The sequence below is a fragment of the Cupriavidus basilensis OR16 genome (assembly GCF_000243095.1).
GTDB classification, from domain to species: Bacteria; Pseudomonadota; Gammaproteobacteria; order Burkholderiales; family Burkholderiaceae; genus Cupriavidus; species Cupriavidus basilensis_D.
The window spans coordinates 1-14,777 of the sequence record NZ_AHJE01000053.1 but is presented as its reverse complement, the minus strand read 5'-3'; the positions used below and the strand labels follow the sequence as shown (position 1 = coordinate 14,777).

Genomic DNA, 14,777 nt, shown 5'->3' with positions numbered 1-14,777 from the left:
GGAACCACGATGTCCATGAGTCTCATCATCCAGGCGGTCCTGTCCGGGATCACCAATGGCTTTGTCTACGCGCTGATCGGCGTCGGCATGGCAGTCATCTACAAGGGCACCCGCATCGTCAACGCCATGCAAGGCGAGTTCGCCGTGGTCGGCGGACTGGTGGCAGTGTTCGCGCTGCAGGCAGTGGGGCTGCCCTACGTGCTGGCCATCCCTGCTGGCATCGCCGCTGGGGCGGCCAGCGGCCTGGTCATCGACCTGCTGTTCGTGCGGCCGATGACGCGGCGCGGAGCCACCGAGGAAAGCTATCTGCTGCTGACCATCGGGCTGGCCTTCACCTTGTCCGCCGCCGCGCTGTATGTCGGCGGGCGCGATTCGCATCTGCTGCCGGGCATCGGCGGTGACGGCGTGGTCGAACTCCTCGGCGCCGTCACGCCGACGCACGCTTTGTCCCTGATCGGCATTGCCGCGCTGCTGGTTGGCCTGCTGCGCCTGTTCTATACACCAGGACGCTGACGGGCCTGGCCATGACGGCCGCCTCGCTTGATCCCGACGGGGCCACCACCACCGGCATCAATGTGCGCCGGATGCGGTCCCTGACGTTCCTGCTTGGCGGCGGGTTCGGCGCCATTGCCGGCATCCTGGTCACGCCGCTGATCGCCATGAACTACCAGATGGGCATCGGCCTCACGCTGAAAGGCTTCGCGGCCGCCATCCTCGGCGGGTTGAGCAATCCGCTGGGCGCCGTCGTCGGCGGGCTGATGCTTGGCCTGATCGAATCGCTGGCCGTGCTGGGCTTCCCATCGGGCTACCGCGATGTGATCGCTTTGTCGATCCTGATCGTCATCATGATTCTGCTTCCCAACGGCATGCTTGGCCGCGTGGGCCGCAAAGGAGGATAACCATGAACTATTCGCGTGCGCTGGTGCTTATCGCCCTGGTGCTATGGGCGGTGGCCGGGCAGATGCTGTCTCGACACTACCTGGATATGCTGAACTTCGCGGCGATCCTGACGGTCGGCGGACTGGGCGTTGGCCTGCTGCTCGGGCAGTGCGGCATCGTCAACCTCGGGCAGGCCGCGTTCTATGGCTTTGGCGCGTATGCGTCGGCCTACTGCACCACGGTACTCGGCTGGCCGGCGCTGGGCGGGTTCGCCGCCGGCCTGGTCTTCAGCGCCGTGCTGGCTGCGATCATCGGCACGCCGGTGCTGCGTCTCGGCGGCTTCTTTCTCGCCCTGGCTACGCTTGCGGTGGGGAGCATCGCCAATGTGCTCTTCTTCGAGTGGGACTGGCTGACCGGCGGCACGCTCGGCATCGGCGGCATTCCGAAGCTGTCGCTGTTCGGCTTTATGCTTGACACGCCGGAGCGCTACTACTACTTCATCTGGCCGCTCGCGATCCTGCTGCTGTGGCTGGTGGACAACCTGGTCAAGGGCAGGCCGGGCCTGTCGATGCGGGCCATGCGCGACGCCGCGCCGGCGGCCGAAGTGCTGGGCATCGACATGCGCGGGCTGAAGACGGCGATGTTCGTGCTGTCCGCCATGCTCGGCTCGTTGGCGGGTTCCCTGTTCGCGCACTACGTGTCGTTTGTCAGCGTGCAGAGCTTCACCGTGGAGCGATCCATCGTCTTCTTGCTGGTGCCGGTCGTTGCCGGTGCGCGCTCTGTCTATGGCGTGGTGCTGGGGGCGCTGTTCGTCGCCCTGGCGCCAGAGTTGCTCAGCGGCCTGGGAGACTTCCACCAGGTGCTGTTCGGTCTGGCGCTAGTTCTGGTCGTGACCCTGATGCCGGGTGGGCTGGTGGGTGCGCTGATGCGCGCCAGGTCGTGGAGGGCGGCGCAATGAATGCTCCCGTGCCTGATTTCAGAACCGGCGCGCATGCCGTGCACGCCGCCACGCCGTCCTTGCTGACGCTCGAAGGCGTCGCGCACAGTTTCGGCGGCCTCGACGTCCTGCGCAACGTGAGCTTCGAGGTGCCCGCGGGCCGGATCGTCGGCCTGATCGGTCCGAACGGCAGCGGCAAGACCACCTGCTTCAATATCATCTCCGGCTTCCTGCGCCCGAAGGGCGGCAGGGTATCGCTGGCGGGGCGAGAGATCACCGCCGATTCGATCCAGCAGCGCAGCCGCGCCGGCCTGGTCCGGACGTTCCAGACGCCCCAGGTCTTCGAGCACATGACCGTGCTGGAAAACCTGATGGTGGGCTGCTACAAGGCAACGAGTTCGGGCGTGCTGCAAGCCATGCTGCGCACCCCGAAGTCCCGTGCCGAACTGCGCGCGATGCGTGCGTCCGCACAGGCTTGCTGCGAGAAGTTCGGCCTGGCACGGCTGCAGGACAACCTGGCGGGAAGCCTCCCCGCTGGGCAGCGCCGCATTGTCGAACTGGCACGCGCCTGCATCGGCAATCCGCGCCTGCTGCTGCTGGATGAGCCGTCCTCCGGTCTCAACAGCGACGAGATCGAAACGCTGGCAGCGTGGATCGCGCGTCTGAACGAGCAAGGCATCACCATCCTGCTGGTCTCCCACGATATGGGGCTGATGACGGCTTGCGACACCGTGCACGTGCTGTATTTTGGCGAGATCATCGCCACCGGGGCGCTGCCTGAGGTGCAGGCCGATCCGCGTGTACGTGAAGCCTATATGGGAGTCTGACAATGCTACAGGTAAGAGGCTTGCGCGCCGGCTACGGGACAGTGCCGGTGCTGCACGAGATCGATATCGATGTGGAGCAGGGCGAGGCGGTTGCCGTAGTGGGCGCCAATGGCGCCGGCAAGACGGCACTGGTGCGGACCCTGTCCGGCCTGATCAGGCCGATGGGAGGCAGCATTGTCAAGGATGGCGTCGAGATCAGCCGGGTGCCTGGCTACCGGCGGTTCGAGCACGGCATCGCGGTGGTGCTGGAGAACCGGAACCTGTTCACCGAGCTGTCGGTCCATGACAACCTGCGGCTTGCCGAGCGCGCCGGCAAGCGTGCCAATGGCGGCAAGACGCGCTTTTCATTCGACGAAGTCTGCGATCTCTTCGCGATCCTGCGCGAGCGCGGGCAGTGCGCGGTGGAACTGCTGTCCGGCGGCCAGCAGCAGATGGTCGCGATCGCCCGCGCGCTGTTGCTGCAACCCGACTTGCTAATCATGGATGAACTGACCACCGGGCTGGCGCCCAGGATCGTCAAGGAGATACTGGCGGTGCTGAACCAGTTGCGGGCGCGCGGCATGAGCATCGTGCTGGTGGAGCAGAGCGTGGCGATTGCCTCCGAGATGACCGACCGCGCTTACGTCCTGTCGGTGGGGCGTGTAATCCATGAGGTTCGCCGGGGGGAATGGAGCGCGGTGTTGAACGACAAGACATTGATCAAGGCCTACCTGCAGGGCTGATGCCCAGCAATTCAAGGAGAAGACAGCATGGAACACACAACGGCCGTTGCGCAACTGAAGCTGGCCGACGAAGCCCGGTACCGCGCCATGCTTGCCGGCGATATCGCCGCGCTGGAAGGCCTGCTGGCCGAGGAACTTTCCTACACGCATTCGTCCGCGCTGCGGGAGGGCAAGCAAGCGTACCTCGCCTCGCTGGCGAACGGGCGAGTCAGATACCTGGACGCCCGCTTGAGTGATGTGGAGCAAATCATTTATGACGGCTTGGCGATGATGCACGGCATGGTGGTGATCGAAGCTGTCGTCGATGGCGTCGAGCGCACTCTGGACAACCGATTCCTGAGCGTTTGGAAGCGTGGCGGCGGTGGCTGGCAGATGGTCGCATGGGCGTCAACGCCCGTGCCGGCTGGCGCGGCGTGACAAGGTCGTCAGCCTGATCCGTCGGCCTGCTGTTCGCGCTGACGGAACAGCGTGTTCGATAACTGGAACCTTACCGCGGCGAAGTGCGGATGCTACGCTTTACTCCCCTGTCCGGGGAGTCTTCCCATATGGATTGCCGGACACTTCGCTCCAACCTTGCCCAAGAGGAGTTCAGCATGGCGCAAGCTACGCCGCCCACTTTCCCAGACGACGACATTGACACGCAAGAAACTGCGGAATGGCTCGACGCGCTCGATGCCGTCATCGCGTACGAAGGGACGGAACGCGCGCACTTCCTGATCGAGAAACTGATCGAGCGTGCGCATGGCGCCGGTATCTACCTGCCGTTCAGCGCGAACACGGCCTACGTCAATACGATCCCCGTTGACGTGCAGGCCAGGAGTACCGGCGACCAGGACCTCGAGCATCGCATCCGGTCGTATATCCGCTGGAATGCGGTTGCGCTTGTCCTGCGAGCAGCGCGCGACACCAATGTCGGCGGCCATATCGCCAGTTTCGCGTCTGCCGCGACGCTGTATGAGGTCGGCTTCAATCACTTCTGGCATGCGCCGTCCGGCGAGCATGGCGGTGACCTGGTCTTCTTCCAGGGGCACTCTTCGCCTGGCTTCTATGCGCGGGCCTTCCTCGAAGGCCGGTTGACCGAAGAACAGATGGACAACTTTCGTCAGGAAGTGGACGGCAAGGGCATCTCTTCCTATCCGCACCCCTGGCTGATGCCCGACTTCTGGCAGTTCCCGACGGTGTCGATGGGGCTGGGCCCCATCATGGGCATCTACCAGGCCCGCTTCATGAAGTACCTGCAAGACCGCGGCTTCGGGCAGCACGCCGGCCGCAAGGTCTGGGTGTTCAGCGGCGATGGCGAGATGGACGAGCCCGAATCTCGTGGCGCGCTGGGCATGGCGGGGCGGGAGCACCTGGACAACCTGGTGTTTGTCATCAACTGCAACCTGCAACGGCTCGATGGCCCGGTCCGCGGCAACGGCAAGATCATCCAGGAACTGGAGGCGGAATTCCGTGGCGCCGGCTGGAACGTCATCAAGGTGGTGTGGGGCAGCAAGTGGGATGCGCTGCTGGCGCGGGACAAATCCGGCATCCTTGCCAGGCGGATGATGGAATGCGTGGACGGCGACTACCAGACCTTCAAGGCCAAGGATGGCGCCTACGTGCGCGAGCATTTCTTCAACACGCCCGAGTTGAAGGCCATGGTCGCCGACTGGTCGGACGACGATATCTGGGCGTTGAACCGCGGCGGCCATGATCCGCACAAGGTCTATGCCGCCTACCAGGCCGCCGCGGATCATCAGGGCCAGCCGACCGTCATCCTGGCGAAGACCATCAAGGGCTACGGCATGGGCGAGGCGGGCGAAGCCCAGAACATCACGCATCAGCAAAAGAGCATGCGCGTGGAAGCGCTCATGCATTTCCGTGACCGGTTCAAGTTGCCCCTATCGGACCAGCAGCTCGAAGCCTTGCCCTACCTGAAGTTCGAGGAAGGCTCCCGCGAGCACGCATACCTGCATGCGCGCCGCAGCGCGCTGGGCGGCTTTCTTCCGTCCCGGCGCAGGCGCGGCCCGTCGCTGCCGGTGCCGCCGTTGTCGGCCTTCGACGCCCAGCTCAAAGCCGGTGGCGAGGGGCGCGAGTTCTCGACCGCGATGAGCTACGTCCGCATCCTGAACACGCTGCTGCGCGATAAGGTACTGGGCCGGCGCATCGTGCCGATCGTCTCGGACGAATCGCGTACCTTCGGCATGGAAGGGTTGTTCCGGCAGATCGGCATCTGGTCGCAGCAGGGGCAGACTTACACGCCGCAGGATGCCACGCAGCTGATGTTCTACAAGGAATCGAAGGACGGGCAGATTCTGCAGGAGGGCATCAACGAGGCGGGGGCGATGGCGGACTGGATTGCCGCCGCCACGGCATACTCGACGCACGGCGAGCCAATGATCCCGTTCTTTATCTTCTACTCGATCTTCGGCTTCCAGCGCTTCGGCGATCTGGCCTGGGCCGCCGGCGACCAGCGCGCGCGCGGCTTCCTGCTGGGGGGAACGGCGGGTCGCACGACGCTGAACGGGGAGGGCCTGCAGCATGAGGACGGCCATAGCCTGGTCTGGGGCGGAACCATCCCCAACTGCATCAGCTACGACCCGACGTTCGCCTACGAGCTGGCTGTGATCATCCAGGATGGCCTGCGCCGGATGATCCAGGACCAGGAGGATGTGTATTACTACATCACCGTGATGAACGAGAACTACGAGCATCCGGCGATGCCTTCAGGTGCTGAGGCCGACATCCTGAAGGGCATGTACCTATTCCGGCGCGGCGAGGACGGCAACAGCGCATCGCCCCGGGTTCAGCTCCTCGGCGCCGGCACCATCTTCCGCGAGGTCATCGCGGCAGCGGATCTGCTGCAGCGGGACTGGGGCGTGCAGGCTGACCTCTGGGGTTGCCCCAGCTTTACCGAACTGGCCCGCGAGGGCAACGAGGCAACGCGGTGGAATCTCCTGCACCCGGAAGCGCCGCCACGGCGGTCCCACGTCGAGCAGTGCCTTGGGCAGGCGCAAGGCCCAGTGATTGCCTCCACTGACTACGTGCGCGCGCTGGCGGAGCAGATCCGCCCGTTTGTGCCGCGGCGGTACACGGTGCTCGGCACCGACGGCTACGGCAGATCGGACACGCGTGAGCAATTGCGCCACTTCTTCGAAGTCGACCGCCACTGGATTGTCCTGGCCGCTTTGAAGGCCCTGGCGGATGAGGGTACCTTGGACAAGGCTATCGTGCAGCGTGCCATTGACAAGTATGAGATCGACCCTGGCAAGCCGTATCCGCTGCGTGCCTGATCGGCCCGCGGCTGTGGATCGCCTAGTCCGAATAGAGGAGTTTTCCATGAGCAATGTAACGATGGACAGCGCCGCTTCGCTGTCGCGCGACTGTCCGCAATGCCCCGGCCATCCGGTACTGGAGCGCATCCCGACCGCGCGGCCCAGATCGGCGAGGGCTTCGTCATTCACCGCGCGCTGCCCAGCCGGCAACGCCGCATGGTCGGAGCCTGGTGTTTCCTCGATCACGCGGGTCCTGCGGAGTTTGGGGAGGGACAGGGCTTGCGCGTGGGTCCGCATCCGCACATCGGGCTGCAGACCTTCACCTGGATGATCGAGGGAGAAGTCCTGCACCGCGACAGCCTGGGCTATGAACAACTGATCAGCCCGGGGCAGGTCAACTTGATGACCGCTGGGCGGGGCATCGTTCACGCTGAAGATACGCCGAATGCAAGCGCAGGCCGGTTGCATGCCGCGCAGCTCTGGATTGCACTGCCGGACGCCGAGCGTCACCGGGAGCCGGCGTTCCAGAACTATCCCAACCTGCCGGTGGTGGATGCCGGCGGCTTCCGTATCACAGTACTGGTGGGGACGGCATTCGGCGAAACGTCTCCCGTCCCGGCGTACTCGCCGCTGGTGGGACTCGATCTCGTGGCCACGGGTGCCGGGGCGCAATCGGTGCCGCTGGATGCCGGCTTCGAGTATGCCGCGCTGACTCTGCGCGGCGAAGTGGAGATTGACGGGGAGCAACTCGCCCCCGGCACCTTGATGTACCTCGGCGCCGGCCGGACACATCTGAGCCTGCGCTGTGCCGGGCTGGCGCAATTGCTCATCATTGGCGGCGTGCCGTTCGACGAGGAAATACTACTGTGGTGGAACTTCGTCGGGCGCACCCAGGCCGAGATCGAGGCCGCGACGCATGAATGGAACCACAACGGCGAGCGCTTTGGCGAGGTCAGGGGCAGTACCTCGCCCCGGCTTGCCGCCCCCGATATGGCAGGGCTCCAGATTAAGGCCAGCCGCGGGCGCTAGCGAGCCGCCATGCATTTGCGCAACGCCAGACACGGTCAGAACGTGTAGCTGGCCGCGATATAGGTGAATGTTGTGTTGTGCCCGCCCACTGTGCTCAAGGCCTTGGAAATATCCATATAGACAAGGCCGGCATTGAAGAAAATGTGGCGATCTACCTGCCAGGCCGCATCAACTGAGAATTGGCTGCTGCTGTACTGGCCCGGGTGTCCTGCAGTACCCGCAATCGGTATGCCCACGGAGGTGTAGACGGCATCGTGGGTTGTTGCACGCCAGATGAAATCGCAGGCCAGCGTGAGCTTCAGGGCAGGGGCCGGATGCAGGGTCAGCGATGGCTGTATATCAATCACGTTGGAGGCCCCGATCAGCCCGGCCTGATTGAAATACGCGAGCTTTGGAAAGAGGCCGTCGTAGGTGCCAAGCGTTCCGTCGTGGGGGTTCCGGTCGCCGCTGCCCATGGTCGCCTTGACTCCGCCCCTGGGCTTCCAGTCGTAAGCCGCTAGGGTGTAGCCGGTATCGGTTGAAAATCCCCATGCCCGGATCTGTCGCTGGGAGAAGGATCCGAACTGGCCGAGCGTTTCCCAATCCCAGTCCCAGTCTCCGTGGCGGCCAAAGACGCGTGCGCCGATCGAGTGCCTTCGCTCCCCGCCCGTGCCGGTGCTAAACAGCGCGTGGTCGTTCTCGAAACCAAGATAGTAGAGATCGAAACCGGAGTGGGGTATGAGGCTGTCCGCTACTGTCGCGTAGGCGCCCCAGAACCCCTGTGCATGGTTGGGTCGATCATCGAAAACGCCGTCCCGCAACTGTACCGGACGCGTGGCGAAGGCGTCGACGCGAACCCGGTCGACCGTTCCGCCCAGGCGGGCGCCATCGAAGGCGCGCCGCACATTCGGCGCGTCCCGGATCGAGATCAGGCGCTGTGCACCAAACGCCATTTCCTGGCGTCCAATCCGCAGGAACGGGTCGTCGGCCACACGTTCCTTCAACGGAAACCGCACGTCAACGAAAGCCTGTTGCACGTCGAGTCGGTCACTATAGGGCGGGGCCGCGTTATCCTTGCCGGGCGCCAGTTGATTGCCAAGCTGCACGAAACCGCGAACGAACTCACCCGCATGCAGATCAGCGTGGAGCAGGGCGCGATGCAGCAGGTAACTGTCGCCCTGTTTGCCCGGCACGCCAAAGTTCGCCGCAGTGTAATCTTCGAAGCGTTCCCGCACTTCGCCGCCGAGACTGATGAACCAGCCAGACGCGCTAATCGGAATGTACTTGACGGGATCCCAGAAGTCGCTTCGTCTGGCGGGGTCTTGCAGGTAGCTGTAGTCCTCGTCGTAGCGCAACAGCTTGAAGGCGGGCGCAGTCGCAGCCACTGGAGAAGACTGCTGGGCGGCGGCGCAAGTCATCTCCAGCGCGGTGGCCAGGGCGGCAAGCATCGCGCCAGCCACCCTCCCGAAGCCGGAACGGGTGGCCGGCTGTAGCCGGCACCATCGTCTGGGGAGCGCTCCCGTGCTCATGTCTTTCCTGACTAGCGACCCGTGATTCGAATTCCGTTCGTCAGTTGGCAGCCTGCCGCGACGGCAGGATTTCGCTTATGAGCACAAGGTTAGGCTGGCCTTCGTACAGCCGCAAGGCAATGATGTCCCCGGCTATTCCTCCTGATGCCCCGGCTCCTCCCAGGGAGGCGGCGACAGTGATTGTTGCAGGAAAAGGATAAGCGCCTTCAGCTTGTGCGAGACAAACGGCGTGCGCTGATAGACGGCAAAGATGCCGTCGTCCAGCGGCGTCTCATTGGGTAGCGCATTGATAAGACGGCCCGCTCGAATGTCGTCGGCCACGATAAAGAGCGGCAGCACAGCCAGCCCCTGCCCAGTCGTCGCTGCATCCCTCAGCACTTCGCCATTATTCGCGGTGAACTGGCCTCGCGGCGTAACCACTCTTGGGGCAGACCGGGGTGTCGGACCCTGGAACGCCCAGATCTGGCCGGGTGGCGCGTTGCTATAGGTCAGGCAGGCATGGCGTGTGATGTCGTCCAGCGTCTTGGGAAGCCCGGCTCGTTGCGCGTATGCTGGGCTGCAGCAAACGATCCTGCGACTTGCCGCAAGCTTCCTTGCGATCATCGCAGTGTCGCCCAGGCGCGTCACCCGGATTGCGACATCAAACCGTGCATGTTCGGTATCGACAAGTCGGTCGTCGAGATCGACGATCAGATTCAGCTTTGGATTCGCGGCTGCGAACCGGGACAGGAGTGGAGAGAGCCAGAGCGTACCGAAACTCATGGGAGCAAGAATTCGCAATTCGCCGCACAACTCTTGTGAATTCTGAGAAATGGTCTCGGCCGCGCGCGTGAGTTGCGCTAACGCCGAGCGCGTCTCTTCATAGAACCTTGCCCCATTCTCCGTGGGCTGAACGCGTCGCGTCGAGCGTTGAAGGAGCAAAACGCCGAGCGTACGCTCCAGGTCACTTAATCGCTTGCTGATAACGGATTTCGACAGATTGAGGTGACGGGCGGCCCCGCTGACGCTGCCTTGCTCAACAACCAACAGGAAAGCTTCAAGTTCGTCCGTTCTTAGCTGCATGCGAATGTGATAGAGGGATGCGTTGGGTCCATAGGATACCCAAGGTCGATTGCGTTCAGCAATCGCCCTGATGATTGCGCGGATTCCGGTCCGCGGAGGGGCATTGTTCGGTAGCTAAGAACGCTGCTTTCGGCAAGATGTACGTAGAGACGGTGTTCCGACGCTACTCTTCGCACCCCGGCATACACTTGTTGAAAGACACAAACATTCCTGACCCCAACTACTTCTACTATGTAAGAGACCCGTCGTGCTCATCCTTCTGCGAGTAGGTCGCTCACATTGACCATATCCCCGAGCGGGCGTGGTTGGCCATGGGAGTGTGGCTTCAGAGTGGCGGGTGGATAGGGGAGGCGGCAGGTGAAAGTGGAGCCGCAGCTATGGTTCTGGCACAATGGCACCCGGTCTGTACCGCTACGACAGTGGTTAAGCCTCGGCGTCGGCGAGGACCGGAACTAAAACCTGACGGACGAATGAGAGCCTGGTTCGGAACAGGCTCAGTTAGCCATGAAAGAAAGTTGGTAACGGGTGGGGAGGCGGCATTGCGGCCCCACTTGTCGTGAGCCGAAACATGAGCCGAAACATGAGCCGAAACATGAGCCGAAAGATAGTCGGACTCTACAAATAGGGGATATCGTTTGGATAGTGTACGCTCGGTCGAGCGGGCTCTGGACATCCTGCTTAGCTTTATCGAAACACCATCGATGGGGATTTCGAAAATCGAGGCTGCTGTCCCACTTAGTCGCCCGACGCTATATCGTCTTTTGAATACTCTGGAGAAGAAAGGGCTGCTACGCTCTTTCGGCGATCCTCGTACGTATCAGCTCACTCACCGTGCAGTGGATTTGGCGAATGCGTTCCTGTCTGCGACAGATTTCGTTCGGGTGACTCAGCCCTTCCTGGAAGAACTATGGGAAACATCGAGCGAGACGGTCTCGCTCTTCGTGTTCCAGGGCGATAACAGACGTGAGTGCGTCCAGGAACTCCGCAGCAAGAACCCGTTGTCCTATGCGCCGGGCATTAGCGTTCGACCGCTTCATGTTGGCGCCCCTGGCAAGGCGATTCTTGCTTTCCTCCAGGAAACGGCGATCGATGAGATTCTCCAGGTATTACCCCAGCAACAAGCCCGCGAGGAGTTGAAGGCCGCGCTTAGAACGATACGGCGCAAGATGTACTGCATCTCTCTTGGAGAGCTGATTGCGGGCGGTGCGTCAATTGCGGCGCCGATCTTCGATAGCGAGGAGAAGGTTGTGGGGTCGCTGGCGCTTGCAATGCCACAGGCGCGGCTCACAAAAACACTGCAGAATCATTACGTCGAGCTTGTGCTCTCCACGGCCGCCAGGGTGTCTTCTGTACTTGGTAGCACCAAGATGTTCGCTAATCTGCAAGGCAACACTCAATAGCTATTGGTCTTGGTGGCGTGGCTGGCAGCCAGATCGAGAGGCGAATTTGCACGCCTTTCGCTTTCAAGCCGTCTGGCACCGCACCCACTGCCGAAGCCACCTTCTGGTGTGTTCTATCGGCATTGAGCCCGTAGCAGGCTCAATGCCGGATGGTAGCGATGGTGCAGGTGCAGATCTATCCTTTTCCACCAGCGTGCCCGATAAGAACCGACAGCATGAACTGCTCCTGCGCTATGTCAAGCCCGAGGGCGTGATTCATCAAATCGTCGAATACGCCTCCGCAAGGTCGTGCGCTCAGTCCCAGAGCCGTCGCTGCAAGGACCAGGTTCTGGGCGATATGCCCCACTTCCGCCACCAACATACGGTGGCCACCCTCGCCATATTTCCGTTCATGTCGAGGGAAGAAGCCTGTCATGCAGATCATGGCAGCGGCGCCAGCAGTCATCTCTCTCTCGACAGGAAGCATCGTATCCACGACCTGCTCCCGATCGATTGGCTTGACCTTCTCCAGTGCATTCTCGGTCGCAAGAAAGTGGTATACCGCCTGGTCCAGGCCTTCCACGCGAAGGGCGATAGGATAAATCTCGACTGCGTAAAGACCCCCGCTGGAAGGATACGCACGAAGTTTGGAATCGCGTCCCGCCCACGCCAGCGACCCTGTCACCCCGCACGCAGTGTCGAGGATTGCGTCAAATGCACTCCGGGTCAGCGGGAGACCGCGGTAGTCCCGGTGCGATCGGCGCGCACGGGTGAGCGTGTGGAATGCGCGGAGAGGCTCGGGGATCGATTGACCAATTGCAATCCTGGGCGAGTCCGGGAACTCACGGTAGTTTCCGTCGGTAGTCAGCCGTAAGATGTCGTCGCCCTCCAACCCGCCACCCGGCAGGACTCCCTTCTTGGTTGTCTTATGAAGCAGCCGACCGATTGGCCGGCCGGACACGTCGACCGCGCCCGTGGCAGCCAGCACGGCTAGCATATGCAAGGCGATGCCGCGCTCAGCGGGTTGGATCCGCGAGATGAGTTCCTCAACGGTGGCGGTTCCATCCATTTCTCGGATCAGCCGGAAGAGAATAGATGGGCTGCCCGCCAGTACCACGTCGCGGCGGGTTCGCCGTATGACGGTGCAACCGGGATGTCGTTCGAAGGTCGGTTCTTGCAGCGAAAGCGCAAAATGAACGGCACCATCCTCATCTGTCCAATTGCGCGTGCACGGCATCATCATGGGGCGCACGTTCCTGGCGAGAGGCTTCGGCTCTGCGGCCCACCTTTGGAGGCTCCGCTCGCGTGGTCCGTCGACAAGCAGGTCTGTGTCGAAAGCGAAATCAATGAGCAGTTCTTCGTCAAGGGTGACCAAGAAGTCCGCCGACAGTGCGCTGCTGCAGCCGCCAGCGTTGGCCGTGGGAAGTGAATCCCGATGAAGCGTGGCGGTCCGGTCGGATGCTTCCCTCGATGCATCGGACTGGCCGATCGCGCGGCGTACCTCCCCGAGTTCCGAGCGGAAGGTGCCGCGCAAGCTCCTCAGGACTTCACTGGCCGGAAGCATCTCCGTGATATCGATGGCCTCCAGAAAGTGCGCCACCGCCAGGTCGGGCCGCCCGGCTATCAGGAAACAACGACCAAGGCGGCCAAGGATCACGGCTCGGCCCCAGCTAGGTGCTGCATCCAGTCGGGCGAGGGTGGTGAAAATTCCGGGCGCGCGTCGCCTAAGCTCTTGAAAGTCGTTGGCCTGTGCAAGCAGTATGGCTTTCCGTTGGCTATCCGCGCTGATCGCGGCCTCGGTTGCGGCGATGTCTCCGAGGACGCCATATGCGTGCCAGACATCGGCGATGGCTGGATCGAGCGTCTGCGCTACCGCGAGCGCCTCTTCTGCCAATCGGCGAGCCTCAACAGGTCGGCTCTGGGGGGCGTTGTGGAATTCGGCAAGTTTTACCAGATCACGCAATAGCTGAAGGGAGTCGCCAGACGTGCGCGCCAATTCAATTGCCTTTCGACGACACAGTTCCACCGTCCCTGGATGGCCGGCCTCTTGGTGGAGCGTGGCCAGCTCGCTCCAGATCAGGCCGGCTTTGGCCGGATTTCCGGTTGCTTCCGAAAGACGAGCCGCTTCCCTATAGTGCAAATCGGCCTCCGCCAATTGCCGTTGTTCCTGTAGCAATCTGCCGAGCTGGTACCGGACTACCGCTTCCATGCCCCGCTCTTGAACCCGCTCAAACAACGGGAGTGCTGCAAGGTAGTGCTTCCGAGCTTCCTCCAGCTTGCCTTCCGCTAAGAAGAGCGCGCCGAGGTGTCCCAGATCGATACCCTGGCTCCGCAGATTTCCAAGCCGCTCGGCAACAGCTAGTGCTGCTGTGTACGCTTTGCGTGCTTCGCCGTGCCGGCCGGTTGCCCGGAGTGCGTCTCCCAGTCCGGATTGCAAAGTTCCCCGCAGGCTCTCCACGCCGTCGGTGGGAGCGAGTACTTCGGCAATAGCGATGGCTTCACGGAGCCGCTCGACTGCCGCGTCGGCACGCGCGCTCAGGTATAGACATCGGGAGAGCCGCCCGAGTATCACAGCCCGCTCGAACTGCGAAGCTTGATCGAGCCGGGCAAGGATGGCTTGAAACACCTCCATTGCCTGCCCCACCTGCGCGCCATCCAACAGGGCTTGCCCTCGTTTGCAATCCGGGATGTACCACTCCCGAGGTGCCCCTCTCCCGATTGCCCTCCGCCCGCCCGGGTTGGTCCCTTTGCGCTTTCGCGCAACCTCGGGCGCCTCGATGCCGCGCACGCTGCTCACCTTGCGTCTTCCCATGCCAACCATCCAATAGTGTCCAATGAAACACTGCCCTCACGCCCATAGTTAGTCATGCCTGAGAGCCATCTGTCGTCGTCTTCATGCCGCGATTCGCAATTCTCTTGGGAGAAGCCGTCCAGGTAAAGGGTTGCGACTCGTATATGCGTTGCTGTCGGCGGCCGCGCAATTGGGAAAGCCGCCGGTCCTGATACGCCGGTCCGAAGGTAGCCCCCACGCTCATGCGCGCGGACGTCGAGCGCGATATCGCTCGGCCGTGTGCTTGACAGTCGTTCATCGGATAGTTAGAGTTGTCAAAAATGAAATAGATAGTCCGCCAGATGATACATCAGGCGGCGGCGCAAAAGTGGGTACTGGAAGGAGAC

The 14,777-nt window shown here is 62.5% G+C and carries 12 protein-coding genes; 9 read left to right on the top strand and 3 right to left on the bottom strand.

Annotation, left to right across the window (positions count from 1 at the left end; translation table 11 throughout):
- The first annotated feature begins 9 nt into the window (after window positions 1-9).
- The 8 genes from OR16_RS46045 to OR16_RS19945 all read left to right on the top strand — a co-directional run bounded on the left by OR16_RS46045 (window position 10) and on the right by OR16_RS19945 (window position 7,651).
- Window positions 10-513, top strand: coding sequence for an ABC transporter permease subunit (locus tag OR16_RS46045; RefSeq protein WP_237717127.1), 504 nt, complete (start codon window positions 10-12; stop codon window positions 511-513).
- Between the two features lie 11 nt (window positions 514-524).
- Window positions 525-899: a branched-chain amino acid ABC transporter permease gene (locus OR16_RS46040; RefSeq protein WP_237717126.1), complete on the top strand. Its 375-nt coding sequence runs from the start codon at window positions 525-527 to the stop codon at window positions 897-899.
- A gap of 2 nt (window positions 900-901) precedes the next feature.
- Complete coding sequence (locus OR16_RS19970) at window positions 902-1,837, top strand: branched-chain amino acid ABC transporter permease (protein WP_006159758.1); 936 nt, start codon at window positions 902-904, stop codon at window positions 1,835-1,837.
- An 8-nt stretch (window positions 1,838-1,845) separates the two neighbouring features.
- On the top strand, window positions 1,846-2,643 hold the full coding sequence (locus tag OR16_RS19965; RefSeq protein ID WP_237717125.1) for an ABC transporter ATP-binding protein: 798 nt from the start codon (window positions 1,846-1,848) through the stop codon (window positions 2,641-2,643).
- Window positions 2,644-2,645: 2 nt separating this feature from the next.
- Window positions 2,646-3,365: an ABC transporter ATP-binding protein gene (locus OR16_RS19960; protein ID WP_006159756.1), complete on the top strand. Its 720-nt coding sequence runs from the start codon at window positions 2,646-2,648 to the stop codon at window positions 3,363-3,365.
- Between the two features lie 27 nt (window positions 3,366-3,392).
- Window positions 3,393-3,782 (top strand): nuclear transport factor 2 family protein, encoded by a 390-nt coding sequence (locus tag OR16_RS19955; protein WP_006159755.1) that lies wholly within the window; start codon window positions 3,393-3,395, stop codon window positions 3,780-3,782.
- 176 nt (window positions 3,783-3,958) lie between these two features.
- Window positions 3,959-6,640, top strand: coding sequence for a pyruvate dehydrogenase (acetyl-transferring), homodimeric type (gene aceE, locus OR16_RS19950; RefSeq protein WP_006159754.1), 2,682 nt, complete (start codon window positions 3,959-3,961; stop codon window positions 6,638-6,640).
- A gap of 99 nt (window positions 6,641-6,739) precedes the next feature.
- Window positions 6,740-7,651: a pirin family protein gene (locus OR16_RS19945; protein WP_043420393.1), complete on the top strand. Its 912-nt coding sequence runs from the start codon at window positions 6,740-6,742 to the stop codon at window positions 7,649-7,651.
- Window positions 7,652-7,686: 35 nt separating this feature from the next.
- Here the strand turns inward: OR16_RS19945 and OR16_RS19940 are convergent, their stop codons facing one another.
- Both OR16_RS19940 and OR16_RS19935 read right to left on the bottom strand, forming a co-directional pair.
- The gene (locus OR16_RS19940) at window positions 7,687-9,078 is read right to left on the bottom strand and encodes an alginate export family protein (protein ID WP_006159752.1); all 1,392 of its coding nucleotides are present in this window, start codon (window positions 9,076-9,078) and stop codon (window positions 7,687-7,689) included.
- Between the two features lie 213 nt (window positions 9,079-9,291).
- Window positions 9,292-10,221, bottom strand: a complete 930-nt coding sequence (locus OR16_RS19935; RefSeq protein ID WP_006159751.1) for a LysR family transcriptional regulator — start codon at window positions 10,219-10,221, stop codon at window positions 9,292-9,294.
- 635 nt (window positions 10,222-10,856) lie between these two features.
- Between OR16_RS19935 and OR16_RS19930 the strand changes: the two genes are divergently transcribed.
- On the top strand, window positions 10,857-11,621 hold the full coding sequence (locus tag OR16_RS19930; protein WP_063709601.1) for an IclR family transcriptional regulator: 765 nt from the start codon (window positions 10,857-10,859) through the stop codon (window positions 11,619-11,621).
- Window positions 11,622-11,796: 175 nt separating this feature from the next.
- On the opposite strand, the gene OR16_RS39900 is transcribed toward OR16_RS19930, so the two are convergent.
- On the bottom strand, window positions 11,797-14,412 hold the full coding sequence (locus tag OR16_RS39900) for a SagB family peptide dehydrogenase (RefSeq protein WP_050983035.1): 2,616 nt from the start codon (window positions 14,410-14,412) through the stop codon (window positions 11,797-11,799).
- Window positions 14,413-14,777: the final 365 nt, after the last annotated feature.